Below are 14,621 nucleotides of genomic sequence, written 5' to 3' on the forward strand. Positions count from 1 at the left end.
AACACAGGGAGGCTTCCGCATGCTCTCGCACCACGCCGACAACCCCGACGGCCTCCAGGCGGTCCTGTCCGGCCCCGGATACGACCGCTCGGCCGTCACGGTCGGCATCGTCCACTTCGGCGTCGGCGGCTTCCACCGCGCGCACCAGGCCGCGTACCTCGACTCCCTGATGAATCAGGGGAACGCGATGGACTGGGGCATCTGCGGCGTCGGCGTCATGCCCGCCGACCTCGCGATGCACAAGGCGCTCATCCCGCAGCAGGGCCTGTACACGCTCGTCGTCAAGCACCCCGACGGAACCCTCGAGCCGCGGGTGATCGGCTCGATCGTCGACTACCTCTACGCACCCGACAATCCGCAGCACGTCCTCGAGATGCTCACGCGGGAGCAGACCCGGATCGTCTCGCTCACCATCACCGAGGGCGGGTACAACTTCAACCAGACCACCCACGAGTTCATCGCGGACGAGCCCGGCGTGGCGGCGGACCTGCGGCCGGGCGCCACGCCGTCGACGGTCTTCGGCTACGTCGTCGAGGCGCTCGATCGCCGCCGACGCCTCGGGATCCCGCCGTTCACGGTGATGTCCTGCGACAACATCCAGTCCAACGGCCATGTCGCACGCGCGATGTTCACGGCGTTCGCCGAGCTTCGCGATCCCGAACTGGCGCAGTGGATGAGAGACCACGTGCACTTCCCCGACTCGATGGTCGACCGGATCACGCCGGCGACCACCGACGAGGACCGCGAGCAGCTGCACCGTGAGCTCGGCATCGAGGACAACTGGCCCGTGATCTGCGAGCCGTTCACGCAGTGGGTGCTGGAGGACGACTTCAGCCTCGGCCGTCCACGGTTCGAACAGGTCGGCGTGCAACTGGTCGACGACGTCGCGCCGTACGAGCTGATGAAACTCAGGCTCCTCAACGCCAGCCACCAGGCCATCGCGTACTTCGGGCACCTGCTCGGACATCGCTACGTCCACGAGGCCGCGACGGATCCCCGGCTCGCGCGGTACACGCGCGAATACATGGACGCCGAGGCGACGCCGACGCTGCTCCCGGTGCCGGGGGTCGACCTGGACGCGTACAAGTCGGAACTGCTGGAACGCTTCGCCAATCCGGGAATCCGGGACACGATCGCCCGGCTGTGCGCCGAGAGCTCGGACCGGATCCCCAAGTGGGTGCTTCCGGTGATCCGGCACAACCTCGGCACCGGCGGCCCGATCTCGCACGCGACCGCGATCGTCGCGAGCTGGGCCCGCTACGCGGAGGGCGTGGACGAGCAGGGGAATCCGATCGAGGTCGTGGACCGGCTCGCCGACGAGGTCGGTACCGCGGCGCGGAAGTATCCGCGTGACCCGCTGGCGCTGATCAAGCTCACGCACCTGTTCGGGGACCTCGCACAGAACGAGCGATTCACCGAGGAGTATCTGCGGATCGCGGACGGCATTCACACCGTGGGCGTCGCGCAGACGCTCGCCGAGCTGGCGGCGCCGGGCAGATGATCATCGTCTCCGGGGAGAACGTCGCCGACCTGCTCCCGGCCGAGTCGGGCCTGATGTACACGGCCCTCGGCGGCGGCCCGGCGAACACGGCGGTGGCGGCCGCGCGGCTCGGTGCCGAGGTGAGCTTCGCGGCACGCTTCGGCTCGGACGCGTTCGGGACGGCGTTCCGCAATCGACTCAGCGATGCCGGAGTCGATCTGAGGCACGCGGTTCAACTCGACGCGTCCTCGGCTCTCGCCCTCACGAGGATCGACGCCGACGGCTCCGCGAGCTACGACTTCTGGTTGCGGGGTGCCGCCGACTTCGCCGCGACGGACCTGCCCGAGGCCGGGCCGGATGCCGGCGAGATCCGGCACATCGGGTCGCTCGCCGCGTACTGGCCGCCGGGCGCGGACGTCGCCGAGCGCTGGATCGAGCGCGCGCCGGGGACGGTGACGTTCGATGTCAATCTGCGATCGATCGTGCTCGGGCATCAGCCCGACGCCGTCCGCCGGCTCGAACGTCTCGTCCGGCGGGCGGATGTCGTCAAGGCCAGCGACGAGGACCTGCGCATGGCCTTTCCGGACGTCGCTCCGGAGGAGACGGCGCGCAGGTGGCTGGACGGCGGCGGACTCGGCGCCCCGACGCTGATCGTGCTCACGCTGGGGGCCGAAGGGGCGGTCGGGCTCTTGCGCGGCGGGCGCCGCGTCCACGTTCCGGCTCCGAGAGTCGAGGTCGTCGACACGATCGGCGCCGGTGACGCGGCCATGGGCGCGCTGCTGACGAGGCTCGACGCCGTGGGGCTCGACGCGGTGTGCGAGCACCTCGAGGAGACGCTGCGCTTCGCCGTCGCGGTCGCGGCCCTGGCCTGCACGAGGGCCGGAGCCTACGCGCCGTCGGCCGAGGAGGTCGACGCCTACCTCGGGGCCGCGACGGCTCTCGGATCTACGTGAACATCGTGCTGAGCAGGTGGTTCGCGGTCGTGATCACGGTGTTGAGCTGCGCCGCGATCACGGTCGTCGAGACCTGGGCGCCGACCATCGCCGCCACGAGCATGTGGCTGATCCGGAGGCCGTCGCTGCGCATGAAGAACATGAGCAGGCCGCCGAGTATGGCAAGAAGGGGCAGGGAAAGTACCACGGTGAATCGCCTCAAACAGTACGTGGGGCCTTCGGCAGTTGACACAGTTCGCTCTTCGCGCCCGTCGACAGGTCCGTGAGCCAGAGCGCGCCGACCCCGCCCTCGCGCCCGAGGACCTCGACGACGTCGTGCCCGAACTCGATCGTGCCGCCGTTGCCGGCCACGATCACGCGGTCCCCGCCGAGTCCGGGATGGGTGAGTACGAGCGCGTAGTCGCCCGGCTTCGCCCGCTGTTCCTCGCCGACCGTGAGCGCTCCGTCGACGTGCAGTTCGGCAGTGCGACGCAGCGGACTGACGCGGAATCCCTCCCAGGTGCCGGAGGCCGTGGCCGCGCCGAGCGCGACCGTCCAGTAGCCGGTGGTCTTCTCGTCCATCCGTCCGCCTGCCTTCTTCGCGAGGGTGCTGCTTCGCGACAGTCGATGGGGGCGCGGGAGGAGGAGCTCCCGCGCACAAGGTCCATCATTCGGCGGCGGCTGACGGGGTGCCAACCGCAACAGACCCGAATGGAGGCACGGCCGAACGGATGAAGATTCTCAGATTCGACCCGATCGAAATCGGGCCCGTTCACCCGTTCGCGTGAGGAAAGCTGAAAACGCGGGTCCGCGCGCGGCCCTGCGGCAACCCTGGTGCCATGCCCACATCGCAGAACCCTCACTTCGCGGGACCGTTGCCGCGCCGGACGGTGCTGCGCGCCGCGGCGGTCTCCGGGCTGGCGGCGCTCGGCTGGCAGACCGCGTTCCGGATACCCGCCGCGGCCGACGCCGACGTCCCGCCGAACGTGGACTGCTATACCCAGGCGTATCGCAACTGGTCCGAGGAGATCCGCGCGGACGACGTACTCACCTGTTCGCCGCGGACAGTGGAGCAGGTCGTCTCGGTCGTCAACTGGGCGCATGCCAGGGGAATCCGCGTGCGGCCGACCGGGATGCGGCACGGCTGGTCCCCGCTGACGATCACGAACGGCGGCACCCGAGACAGCATCCTGATCGATCTGACCGAGCACATGGCCTCCGTCGAGGTCTCAGCCGACGCGCACGGCCCGACCACCGTCACCGCGCGGACCGGCGTCACCATGACGGCCCTGCTCACCGAGCTGGAGCGACACGGCTACGGCGTCGCCTCGTGCCCGGCCCCCGGCGACCTCTCGCTCGGCGGCGTGCTGGCGATCGACGGCCACGGCACGGCCATCCGGGTGAACGGCGAGCCGAACGTGCCGGGCCAGACCTTCGGCACCATCAGCAACCTGATCACCTCGGTCACGGCGATCGTCTGGGACGAGTCGCAGGGCGCTTACGTGGCGCGCGACTTTGACCGTTCGGACTCTGAGATGCGTGCTCTCCTCGTGCATCTCGGCCGGGCGCTGATCGTCCAGGCCACGCTGCGCGTCGCCCCGAACCGGCGGCTGCGCTGCGTCAGCCGGACCGACGTCACCGCCGACACGCTGTTCGCGCCCCCGGAGCACGCGGGCGAGCACAGTTTCGCAGCGCTCGTCGAAGGGTGCGGCCGGATCGAGACGATCTGGTTTCCCTACACGCAGTCGCCCTGGCTCAAGCTCTGGAGCGTGGCCCCGGAAAGGCCCGCCGCCTCGCGCGAGACGACGGTCCCGTTCAACTACCCGTTCTCCGACGAGATCCCCGAGGTCGCCTCGGAGCTGCTCAAGCTGATCGTGGCCGGCGACACGTGGGTCACGCCGCTGTTCGCGCAGGTCATCTCGGCAACGGTGCCGACGGGACTGCTCGTGACGGACAGCGCGGACCTGTGGGGCTGGGCGAAGAACACGCAGCTCTACGTCCGTCCGACCACCCTGCGCGTGACGGCGAACGGATACGCCGTGCTGACGAGGCGAGCCGACATCCAGGAAGTCGTCTCCAAGACGTACGCCTACCTGAAGCGCACGCTCGCCGAGTATCAGGCCGAGGGCGACTTCCCGATCAACGGTCCGTGGGAAGTGCGCGTCACGGGGCTCGATGACGCCTCCGACTGCGAGGTGCCCGGCGCCCGCGAGGCCATCCTCTCCGCGGTCCGCCCGCGCCCGGACCGCGACTACGACGTCGCCGTCTGGCTCGACCTGCTCACCCTCCCGGGCACGCCGTCGTCGACGCGGTTCTACGAGGCCTTCGAGCAGTTCCTTCTCCAGGAGTTCAACGACGCCACCGCGACGCTGCACCCGGAGTGGTCGAAGGGCTGGGCCTACGGCCCGGACGGCGCGTGGACCAGCACCACGTTCCTGCACGACGTGATCCCGGCGGCGGTCCAGGGCGGGCACGCCTTGAACGACGGCTGGCAGGCGGCCCTCACTGCATACGAGTCGCTAGACCCGCATGGTGTCTACGGGAATGCGTTCCTGGACGCGCTGATGACGGGCTGAGCACCAGCAGCGCGGCGCTGGCCAGGGCCGCGACGCCTTCGGCGACGGCGGTGACGACCTTCTCCGTGTACCAGATCGGTTCGTACATGTTCGGCAGCGGGCCGAGCGCGCCGACGTCGACGTACCGGTAGAGCAGCACGGCGCCGAGCGCGCTGACGGAGATGAGCAGCGCGAACGCGGCGGACGGCCGCCGCCCGCGCAGCAGGATCCACAACGCGGCCAGCGCGGCGAGGGCGGCCTGCAGGCGGAACAGCGTGCCCTGGGTCAGGTGCGTGCCGTTGCCGTCGAACTGACCGGCCAGGTCGGCGTGCACATACGCGTCGACGGCCAGACCGGCCGCGGCGATGATGCGCAGGAGGCTTCGGACGAGGTTCATGTCCGCCTAGACGGATGCGGCACCGTTTCGGCTCATTTGTTCCGCCGATCAGGTGAAAGATCGCGGCGCTCAGGCGAGCCGGACACGGACCGAGGCCGTTGGTTGCCCAAGGTCGGAGACGACATCTCGCACCCACTTCTCGGAGGTCCCGATGCGCCGTCTGGCCGTGACCCTGGTCGCCTCGGCCCTGCTGCTCGCCGGCTGCTCGTCCAGCACCTCCGGCTCGTCGTCCGGCACCCCGGCCGCCACCGCCGCCGGCACCTCGGCCGGCAGCGCCACGGCGGCCTCGGCGGACACCGTCATGATCAAGAACTTCAGCTTCAGCCCCGCGACCTTGACCGTCGCTCCGGGCACGAAGGTGACGGTCACCAACGGGGACTCCGTCACGCACACGCTCACGTCGACCTCGTCGCCGGTCGCGTTCGACACCGGCGACATCGGCTCGGGCGCCACGGTCACCTTCACCGCGCCCAGCAAGGCGGGCACCTACGCCTACATCTGCACGATCCACACGTACATGCACGGGACGCTGACTGTCAGCTAGGCCGCGACGGGACAGCGGTACGCTCGACTCACCAGGGGAACGGAGAGCCGAGCATGATCCGTTGGGTCTACGCGTTCATCGACCGGCCGAAGGAGCGCTTCGAGCAGGCCGCGGCGTTCTGGACGGCGGCCACGGGGACGTCGTTGTCGACGAGACGCGGACCGGGCGGCGAGTTCGCCACGCTGGCGCCTCCGGTACGGTCGCACCGCGATGCCTGCGTCAAGATCCAGGGCGTCGACGAGGGGCCCGGCGGCGCGCACCTCGATCTCGCCGTCGAGGACGTCCAGGCGCTGGCGTCCCGGGCCGTCGAACTCGGTGCGAGCGTCGTACTGGACGAAGGTGACCTGGTGGTGCTCGCGGCGCCCTCGGGCCACCTGTTCTGCGCGGTCCGCTGGCACGGCGAGGCCCGGCGGCCGGACGTCTTCGAGGGCACGCGGCTGGACCAGGTCTGCCTCGACATCGCGCCTGACCGGTTCGAGGCCGCGGCCGAGTTCTGGGGTGGGCTGACCGGCTGGCCGGTGCTCGGCGGCGTGCATCCGGAGTTCCGCGTGGTCAAGCCGCCGAGGTCCGACGTGCCCGTGCGCATCCTGCTTCAGCGCCTCGACTCGCCGACCCGTCCCGGGGACGCCCACCTCGACTTCGCCTGCCAGGACCGCGCGGCCACGCGTAGCGCGCACGAGAAGCTCGGCGCCACGTTCGAGGCCGAGGGCCCGCACTGGATCGTGATGCGCGACCCGTCCGGCGCCCGCTACTGCCTCACCGCCCGCGAGCCGCGGACCGGCTCGCTGAAGTAACCGGCTGAAAATCGGTTGCCCGGCGGTTGCCGCCTCGGCCACGATGAGGCGCATGGATCTGTAAAACCTGCCACGTACCAGCAGTGACTTGTCGCGCGATCGAACTCTGAGCCTGTCGACCCGGCTCCGCGTCCGCGATCGCGCCCGCGTGTGCATCGTTTCGATCCAAGCCTGAAATCTCACACATCCATGAATACTGACCGCAAGGCCCTTTGGGCCGTGCGCGAGTCCGGCCTGCCCGCAATCGTGCGGCCGTGCGTGGACTGCTCCAGCACTCGTCATCATCCGTCCGGCAAGATTCGGATGAACGCGAACGGCAAGCTCCTCGACGTCTGGCTGCTGATCTGCTGCGCGGCCTGCGGGCGGACGTCGAAGGTGCCCGTGCACGAACGCGTGCACGTGCAGTCGATGGATCCCGCGCGCCGGTTGGCGTACGAGGTGAACGACCCGGCCGTGGTGCGCGAACTGACGATGAGCGCGTCACTCGCCTCGAATCACGGATACCGCCTCGACTGGACCGGCGCCTGGACGCTCGAGACGGACATGCCGTTCTACTCCCCCGACGACGCGACGCTGCTCAAGGTACTGATCGGCTTCGAGCTGCCCGCGCCGATCCGCGTCGAACGGCTGCTCATGCTCGGGCTCGGCCTGAGCCGCGGCGCCGTACGACGCATGGTCGCGGAGGGCCGCCTCCGCCTGCCGATGGCCGTGGACGCGAAGGCGCATCAGGACTTCGAGTTCACCATCGGATGATCTTGCCTGAGCGCTCGTCCGAGCGTTCGCGTGAGCGACTGCCTAGGCGATCGGCGGAGTGCCGTGCGTGTGGAAGGACTCGATGGTCTTCAGGCCCCAGGCCTGGCCCTTCGCACGCTCGGCCTCCGTCCAGGTCACCGTCTCCCAGTCGGGTGCGAGCAGCAGGCGGGAGACGGGGTTGCACAGCTCGATCCGGTTGCCGCCGGGTTCGTAGACGTACAGGAAGAAGGTCTGCTGGATCGCGTGCTTGTGCGGCCCGGTCTCGATGAACACGCCCGCGTCGAGGAAGACGTCGGCGGCGCGCAGGATCTCCTCACGCGTGTCGGTCGCGAAGGCGATGTGGTGCAGGCGGCCGCAATTGCCCGTCCAGTCCTCCGTGTAGACGAGGTCGTAGGACTTGTTGGCGAAGTGGTGCCACTGAGCGCTGATCCGGCCGTCGTTCATCCGGATCTGCTCGCTGGTGCGCGCGCCGAGGACCTCGCGCTGGAAGACGCCGCTGGGCTCGACCTCGCCGGCCAGGTAGTTGACGTGGTCGAGCCGCCGCACGCCGACGCCGTACCCGGGCTTGGCCTCGGCCTGGTTCTTCAGCGCGGGACGCGAAGCGTCAGGGGCCTGATAGTGCTCGGATTCCCAGTAGAGCTCGAACTCGTGGCCGTCGGGGTCGCGGAAGGCGTACGTCTGGCCGATACCGAACTTGCCGTCGCGCCAGCCGATGCCGTGGCCCGCCTCCTCGACGGCCGCGACGCGGCGCTTGAGGGCCTCGGCGCTCCACGTGCGCAGGGCAGTCGTGCGGATGCCCGAGGTCTCGTGTCCGGTGAGGATCAGGCTGTGGTGCTCGTAGTCGTCGTACGTGCGCAGATATACCGAGTCGCCTTCGCGGGCGCACTCGCGCAGACCCATGATCTCGGTGAAGAATCGCCGGCTCGCCTCGAGTTCCGGGGTGAGCAGTTCGACGTGGCCGAGGTGTGCGACCTCGTGGAATGCGGACGGAGTCATGGGCGCTGGTTCCTGTTCTTCGTTCGGTCACGCGGCGGGGCGGGGGAAGACGGTGCCCTCGAAGAGCTTGCGTGCGGTGCGCACCAGCCCCGCGTTGCGGGTGCGCGGCCGGTCAGCGGCGGGGTCGAGCTCGACCGAGACGTCGACCGAGCCGGCCGGGTGCTCCAGGCGCAGCGGGGCGCGCGGCTCGGCGGGCAGCCGCGCCAACTCGGCGCCGACAGCGCCGGGAATCAGCAGCGCGGTGGCCACGCTGACGGCCCCGAGCACACCGATGGCCTCGTGGACGCGCACGGGGATGAACGTGCGCGTGCTCACGGTGCCGCCGTCGCGCGGCGGGGCGAGCAGCGAGATCTTGGGGAGGGACGGGGCGTCGCCGATACCCATCAGGGCAAGTGCCTGCTGGCGGATGACGGCGATCCGTGTGGTCAGCGCCTCGTTCGCTTCGAGCTCTGCCGGGGATTCGTACCCGGATACGCCGAGGTCGCCGGCGCGCAGCACGACGGTCGGCATGCCGTTGTCGATGCAGGTCGCGTCGAGGCCGTCGAGCACGTCCACGACGTTGCCGGTCGGGAGGATCTCGGCAGGAGAGGCGAAGGACAGCAGGATCGGTGCGCAGTAGTCGACGCTTCCGTCGGGGGTCGAGAAGGTAGCGGTGGCCGACTCGCCGGTGTTGACGAGGTGGATGCGCACGCTCGTTCGCGGGGCCACCGCCGGGACCAGGCCGCGCTCCACGGCAAAGGGCCCGACCCCGGCGAGCATGTTTCCGCAGTTCTGCTTGTCGGTGACGAAGGCTTCCGCGACGCCGACCTGCAGGAAGAGATAGTCGACGTCGGTATCAGGATCCGATGACGGCGACACGACGGCAACCTTGCTGGTGAGCGGGTGCGCGCCGCCGATCCCGTTGATCTGCCGGGGATCGGGGGTGCCCATGACGCGCATGATCACGTCGTCGCGCTCGGCCGTGTCGGAGGGGAGGTCGGACGCGAGGAAGTACGGGCCCTTAGACGTGCCGCCGCGCATCAGGATGCAGGGAATGCCGGAGTCCTCACTCATGGTATTCCTCGTATGTCACGTACTCGACACCGAGGTTCTTGAGGAGCGCGCGCAGGTTGTAGCGATCGAGGCCCAGCCCACCGGCGGCAAGGGCCTCGCGGGTCGCCTGTTCCTCGGCCTCGCGTGCATTGGCGGCTTCGATGGCGTGCGGGAGATCACGAGCCGGGAAAATGAGAACGCCGTCGTCGTCGGCCAGAACCACCGAACCGGCGTGAACCGTCTGGCCGCCGATGACGACCGGGACGTTGACGGCGCCCGCGGTGGCCTTGACCGTGCCCTGCGCACTGACGTGCCGCGACCAGACGGGGAAGCCCATCTCACGCAGCTCGGCCGTGTCGCGCACGCCGGCATCGATGACCAGGCCGCGTACACCGTGCGCGGCCAGCGAGGTGGCCAGCAGCTCGCCGAAATATCCGTCAGTGCAAGGGGATGTGGGAGCGACGACCAGCACGTCGCCCGGCGCGCACTGTTCGACGGCCGCGTGGATCATCAGGTTGTCGCCGGGCCAGACCAGCGCGGTGACCACGCTGCCCGCGATCCGCGCGCCCCGCTGGATCGGCCGAAGCTCGGGGCCCAGATACCCGGTGCGACCGAGCGCTTCGTGTACGGTCGCCACGCCGAAGCTCGCGAGCTTGTCGAGCTGTTCGATCGGCGGACGCGGGACGCCGGTAACCACGACGTTCTTCACGACAGCTCCTGGGTCGTCTGCGGGAAGTGCCGGAAAAAGGCTTCGGCCCGGGTGTCGTGCGCGAGGCCGAGGTTCGGGCCCGCGTTGCGCTTGAGCTGCACGCCGCGGCGCTTCGCGAGATCCGTGTAGTAGTCCCACATGTGCTGCTGCGCGGACAGGCACTGCATCGCCTTCTGCTTGCGCTCCCACACCGGGGTGATGTCGAGAAGCAGGTTCGGCTTGAAGTCGCACTGTTCGCTCTGGTGCGGCTCGAAGGAGAAGACCGGGGGCGCGCCGAGCGGGTCGCCGGGGGCCTCATAGCCGATGGCCTGGGCCAGGATCCGCGCCTGGAGGGCCATCCGGGCCGCGGCAGGGTGGTCTCCGTTGTACGGGTCGACGAGGGTGTGCGTGAGCACGACCGAGGGCTGCAGTTCCCGATAGACGCGCACCAGCCGGTCCACGGTCTCGTGGGTCTCCACCAGCGGGTAGTCGCCGACGTCGAAGAACTCGACCTCGGCTCCGAGCGCCTCGGCGGCGGCCTCGGCCTCGGCTCGGCGGATCTGCTTGATCTCGTCGAGCTTCTTCCCGGCCAGCCACGCCTTCGCGGATTCACCGCGTTCGCCGTAGGACAGGCAGACCACCTTCGCCCGCTGCCCGCGCTCGGCGGCCAGCGCGATGGCGCCGGCGGAACGCCAGACGAAGTCGCCCGCGTGTGCGCTCACCACCAGGAGCGCACCCTGGTCACGCGTCGTGTCCTGTGTCATCTTCTTTACTCTCATCCTTCTCTCCAGTTCCCGGTCCGCGTCCTCGGCGATGGCCCGGTGCCATCTCCCTCGCCCTGATCGCCTCGCGTGTCATGGTTCCTGGTCACCGGGCCTTAGCGCTGTCCGGAGTCCAGGTTCGCCGGACGGGTGACCCACTGGCCGTTCACCCAGCCGCTGACCGTCTCGTAGCCGGAGCGGAAGCTGCCGAGCCAGGAGACGTTCAGGTTCTGCTCGGCCTTCGAGACCTCGGGGGTATAGCTGGAGGCCGAATAGATCGAGCCGCCGGTGGTGTCCACCGCGATGTCCGGGTAGGCGTAGACCGGACGGGTCGCCGTGACGGTCCCGCTGCTGTCGGTCGCGCTCGTCAGCAGGCTGCTAGGCACCTCGCCCTTCGTCACCCAGCCCGTGACGGCGGTGAGCGCGTCCATGCTCGACGGGCCCTGGCCGCCGCCGCAGTGCGCGACGCCGGGCAGCAGGTACAGCTTGGCGAACTGCTCGGTCGCGCTCAGACCGCCCATGGTCTTCACCACGGACTGGTAGTACGAGATGGTGCCGACCGGGTTGATCGCGGGGTCGGCGTAACCGGCCCACAGGATCAGCTTGCCGCCGGCCTTCTCGAACGCTGTCAGGTTCGGGTCGGTCGCCTCGAGGTTGCCGTCATCAGCCGAGGTGATCTTGTCGAACTCGGCCTTGGTGAACTTGACGTCCATGTAGTTCGCGGTGCCGTCGAAAGTGCCGGTCGGGGTGATCCAGCTCTGCCACGCGGTGGTCGCGATGTTGGCGTCGACGGCCGCGGACTCCTGGTTGCCGCTCGGCACGATCCAACCGGACCAGTTGAGCTCCGAGCCGCGGGTCTCGTAGCCCGGGTAGAGCAGGTCGCCGCCGGAGTCGCGCACTCCGTTGTAGAGCTTGTCCACGGTCTCGACCTGAGCCGCCGTCAGGCAGAAGTCGGTCGACGTCGAGGTCTGGCCCGACGTGCACTCGATGCTCGCCGGGTTCCAGTCGCAGGCCAGCGGATCGGCGAGGTAGCCGAGGGTGACGGCGGTGGAGCCGCCGCAGGCCTGGAGGACGTCGTTGTGCAGCGGCGCCAGGTCCGCGGAGGTCAGGATCGGGCTGCCGTCGGACGCGGTGTCGGCCTGCGCGTTCCAGGCCTCTTCGAAGGCATTGAGCTCGGTCTGGATCGAGGCGGGCGAACCGGCGACGATGCCGTTGAAGTCGGTCGGATAGCGCTGGGCCTCGATCAGGGCCTCACGCCCGCCGTCCGAGCAGCCGTCGTAGTACGAGTCCTTCGGCGCGCTGCCGTAGAAGGCCTTGATGATCGCCTTCGAAGCGAGCGCGAGCTGGTGCTCCGACTCGTAACCGAACACGGAACGCAGCTCCGGGTCCTGGAAGGCCATGACGCTGAAGCCGCCGCCCTCGTGGCCCTCGTCGTCCGCGGCGACGGCGAAGTTGCCGTCGGTCGACTGGGTGCAGCCCGCGGCGGCGGTCGGTGTGCTGACGTTCACGCTGCCGCAGCCGCCGCCGCAGCCCTCCTGGAGGTACTCGCCCGCGTAGGTGCTGGTGGGCAAGTAGAGGGTGAAGTGGGTTTCCGGGGCGATGATGCCCTGTACCTCGCAGGCGGCCCACGAGCCGGCCGGATTCGCGGACGCCGCGACCGCGGTCGCCGAGGTGATCTCGGTGTTGGCGCCGGACAGCGCCAGCACATTGATACTGCTCGCGCTGGAGCAGCTGATCGCCGGGGTGACGGCGCTCGCCGAGGCGGTCGAGCCGCTCGCCGCCGCGGAGCCGCTCGCCCACAGGCCGACGGCCGGCATCAGCGCGGCGGTGAGCGCCGCGAGCGTCGGCCGACGACGGGCGCGGGCCTGGTCAGGCACGGGTAAAGTACTCAAGGTTCTCCTTGGGTGCACATCGTTGAGCAGGAGGACACCTCCCAGGCCCGTTGCACCGGGCCTGGGAGACCGCGACGGGTGCTACGCGGCGGCCGCCGCGGCGGCCGGGTCGAACTCCTCGGCGGTCTCCTCGGCCGAGCCGCGCAGCAGTGTGACGGCGACGACCGCGCAGACCAGCGCCGCGATGCCCGCGACGGTGAAGCCGAGGCCGTACGCGGTGCCGAGGGCCGAGTGGGCGATGCCCTTGACCGTCGTGTTCGAGTCCGCGTGCAGCACGGCGATCGGGCCGCCGCCGGACAGGATCCCGTGCGCCTGACCGGAATCCGCGGCGCTCAGGTTGGCGCCGGACAGGCCGGAGCCGAGCAGGCCGGTCGCCTTCGCGGTGGCGACGGCGCCGATCACCGCCGGGCCGAGGGTGAAGCCGAAATCGCGCAGCATGCTGGTGGTGGCGCTCGCCATACCGGCCAGGCTGTGCGGCACGGTCTCCACGACGGCCGCGGTGACCGCGGAGACGGCGAAGGCGAACCCGATGCCGACGAGGCCCATCGGCACGATGATCGCGGTCAGCGTCGCGTCGTCGATCGGCAGCTGCCCGGCCCACAGGTTGCCCGCGGCCATCAGCGCGAAGCCGAGGCCGAGCACCCAGCGCGGCGCGAGCACGGCCATCAGCTTGTGCGTCAGCGGCAGCAGCGGCAGCGCGATGCCGCTCAGTAGGAGAAAGGCGACGGCCGTGCGCATCGAGGACTGGCCCTGGATCGGACCCATCCGGATGCTGATGGCGTAGGCGGTGCCGAGGAAGGCGAACATGCCGACGACGGTGACCGCGGAGGCGAGCGCGAAGTTGCGGTTCTTGAACAGGTCCACGCGCAGCAGCGGGTTCGGCACGCGCAGTTCGATGACGACGAACGAGACGAGCATGACCGCCGAGAAGACGAACGCGGCGACGACCATCGCGTTGCCCCAGCCGTCCGCGGTGCCCTGGATCACGCCGAACAGCAGCCCGAACAGGCCGAGCGCGATCGTGGTCTGACCGGCCGGGTCGAGCGAGCGGCCCTGCGGGGAACGCGAGTCCTGGGCGGCGAAGCCGGTGATCACCATGTCGCCGAGGGCGAGCACGAGCACGACGAAGAACGCGATGCGCCAGTTGAAGTACGTGGCCGTGATGCCGCCGAGCAGCGGGGCCAGGAAGTTGCCCGTGGACAGGATCGCCGCCCAGATCGCGATCATCCGGGCGCGCTTGGCGTGCGAGCGCTCGCCCGCGACCAGCATGGCGAGCGTGGTCGGGAACAGCGCGGCGCAGCCGAGGCCGGCGACGATCTGGCCGATCCAGAGCACGTGCACGTTCGAGGCGGGGGCGCTGCCGGAGATCAGCTCGCCGATCGCGAGCAGGAACGCGCCGCCCATCAGCAGTCTCTTGCGGCCGAACAGGTCGCCGAGCACGCCGAAGGTCAGCTCCATCACGGTGATCGGCAGCAGTGAGCAGTCGGATATCCAGGTCAGCTCGGAGCCTGTCGGGTTGAAGACCGTCTGGAAGGTTCCGTTGAGCGTGGCCGGCATGGCCAGGCCGATCTGCGCGAGGCAGACGGCGAACAGGGCGGCGGCGATCGTGCCCGCGCGCAGCGCGCCGCCATCGGTGCCTGATGCACGAATTTGCGTCGTCATGGGGTCCTTCACGTCGTTGTGAGACCGGCACGGGGGCTGCCGGTGCCACTGAGTATTGGCGGGCCGCCTATTTATTTCAACCTTCGGAAAATTACGGTTACGCAACATGCCCTGCGGATTCTGAAGGCCGGATGA

At 69.6% G+C, this 14,621-nt stretch carries 15 protein-coding genes; 6 read left to right on the forward strand and 9 right to left on the reverse strand.

The window, feature by feature from the left end:
* Positions 1-19: 19 nt before the first annotated feature.
* Both VG296_RS31765 and VG296_RS31770 read left to right on the forward strand, forming a co-directional pair.
* A complete protein-coding gene (locus tag VG296_RS31765; protein ID WP_325572210.1) occupies positions 20-1,501 on the forward strand; it encodes a mannitol dehydrogenase family protein in 1,482 nt (493 codons plus the stop codon).
* On the forward strand, positions 1,498-2,433 hold the full coding sequence (locus tag VG296_RS31770) for a carbohydrate kinase (protein WP_325572211.1): 936 nt from the start codon (positions 1,498-1,500) through the stop codon (positions 2,431-2,433). Before VG296_RS31765 ends, VG296_RS31770 begins: the two co-directional genes overlap by 4 nt.
* Here the strand turns inward: VG296_RS31770 and VG296_RS31775 are convergent.
* Positions 2,426-2,620 (reverse strand): hypothetical protein, encoded by a 195-nt coding sequence (locus VG296_RS31775; RefSeq protein WP_325572212.1) that lies wholly within the window; start codon positions 2,618-2,620, stop codon positions 2,426-2,428. The two genes, VG296_RS31770 and VG296_RS31775, sit on opposite strands and share 8 nt — an antisense overlap.
* A gap of 11 nt (positions 2,621-2,631) precedes the next feature.
* Entirely contained in the window at positions 2,632-2,994 is a 363-nt protein-coding gene (locus tag VG296_RS31780; protein ID WP_325572213.1) for a hypothetical protein, read from the reverse strand.
* Positions 2,995-3,251: 257 nt separating this feature from the next.
* Here VG296_RS31780 and VG296_RS31785 point away from each other — a divergent pair, with 257 nt between their 5' ends.
* Positions 3,252-4,988: a cholesterol oxidase substrate-binding domain-containing protein gene (locus tag VG296_RS31785; RefSeq protein ID WP_325572214.1), complete on the forward strand. Its 1,737-nt coding sequence runs from the start codon at positions 3,252-3,254 to the stop codon at positions 4,986-4,988.
* Here VG296_RS31785 and VG296_RS31790 read toward each other — a convergent pair.
* Positions 4,915-5,364, reverse strand: coding sequence for a hypothetical protein (locus tag VG296_RS31790; protein ID WP_325572215.1), 450 nt, complete (start codon positions 5,362-5,364; stop codon positions 4,915-4,917). The genes VG296_RS31785 and VG296_RS31790 overlap by 74 nt on opposite strands.
* A 151-nt stretch (positions 5,365-5,515) precedes the next feature.
* On the opposite strand from VG296_RS31790, the gene VG296_RS31795 reads away from it, so the two are divergent.
* The 3 genes from VG296_RS31795 to VG296_RS31805 all read left to right on the forward strand — a co-directional run bounded on the left by VG296_RS31795 (position 5,516) and on the right by VG296_RS31805 (position 7,455).
* Entirely contained in the window at positions 5,516-5,908 is a 393-nt protein-coding gene (locus VG296_RS31795) for a cupredoxin domain-containing protein (RefSeq protein WP_325572216.1), read from the forward strand.
* 53 nt (positions 5,909-5,961) lie between these two features.
* Positions 5,962-6,702 (forward strand): VOC family protein, encoded by a 741-nt coding sequence (locus tag VG296_RS31800; RefSeq protein WP_325572217.1) that lies wholly within the window; start codon positions 5,962-5,964, stop codon positions 6,700-6,702.
* 189 nt (positions 6,703-6,891) lie between these two features.
* Positions 6,892-7,455 (forward strand): DUF1062 domain-containing protein, encoded by a 564-nt coding sequence (locus tag VG296_RS31805; protein ID WP_325572218.1) that lies wholly within the window; start codon positions 6,892-6,894, stop codon positions 7,453-7,455.
* Between the two features lie 42 nt (positions 7,456-7,497).
* On the opposite strand, the gene VG296_RS31810 is transcribed toward VG296_RS31805, so the two are convergent.
* From VG296_RS31810 to VG296_RS31835, 6 genes are all read right to left on the reverse strand, one after another.
* Positions 7,498-8,451 (reverse strand): VOC family protein, encoded by a 954-nt coding sequence (locus VG296_RS31810; protein ID WP_325572219.1) that lies wholly within the window; start codon positions 8,449-8,451, stop codon positions 7,498-7,500.
* Between the two features lie 27 nt (positions 8,452-8,478).
* A complete protein-coding gene (locus tag VG296_RS31815; RefSeq protein WP_325572220.1) occupies positions 8,479-9,504 on the reverse strand; it encodes a PrpF domain-containing protein in 1,026 nt (341 codons plus the stop codon).
* Positions 9,497-10,192: a 4-carboxy-4-hydroxy-2-oxoadipate aldolase/oxaloacetate decarboxylase gene (locus VG296_RS31820; RefSeq protein WP_325572221.1), complete on the reverse strand. Its 696-nt coding sequence runs from the start codon at positions 10,190-10,192 to the stop codon at positions 9,497-9,499. The genes VG296_RS31815 and VG296_RS31820 overlap by 8 nt, the downstream gene beginning before the upstream one ends.
* On the reverse strand, positions 10,189-10,935 hold the full coding sequence (locus tag VG296_RS31825; RefSeq protein WP_325572222.1) for a PIG-L deacetylase family protein: 747 nt from the start codon (positions 10,933-10,935) through the stop codon (positions 10,189-10,191). Before VG296_RS31825 ends, VG296_RS31820 begins: the two co-directional genes overlap by 4 nt.
* Before the next feature lie 113 nt (positions 10,936-11,048).
* On the reverse strand, positions 11,049-12,824 hold the full coding sequence (locus VG296_RS31830; protein WP_325572223.1) for a tannase/feruloyl esterase family alpha/beta hydrolase: 1,776 nt from the start codon (positions 12,822-12,824) through the stop codon (positions 11,049-11,051).
* Positions 12,825-12,905: 81 nt separating this feature from the next.
* A complete protein-coding gene (locus VG296_RS31835) occupies positions 12,906-14,486 on the reverse strand; it encodes an MFS transporter (RefSeq protein WP_325572224.1) in 1,581 nt (526 codons plus the stop codon).
* Between the last annotated feature and the right edge of the window lie 135 nt (positions 14,487-14,621).

Origin of the sequence: Actinospica sp. (genome assembly GCF_035552695.1) — a bacterium.
GTDB lineage: Bacteria > Actinomycetota > Actinomycetes > Streptomycetales > Catenulisporaceae > Actinospica.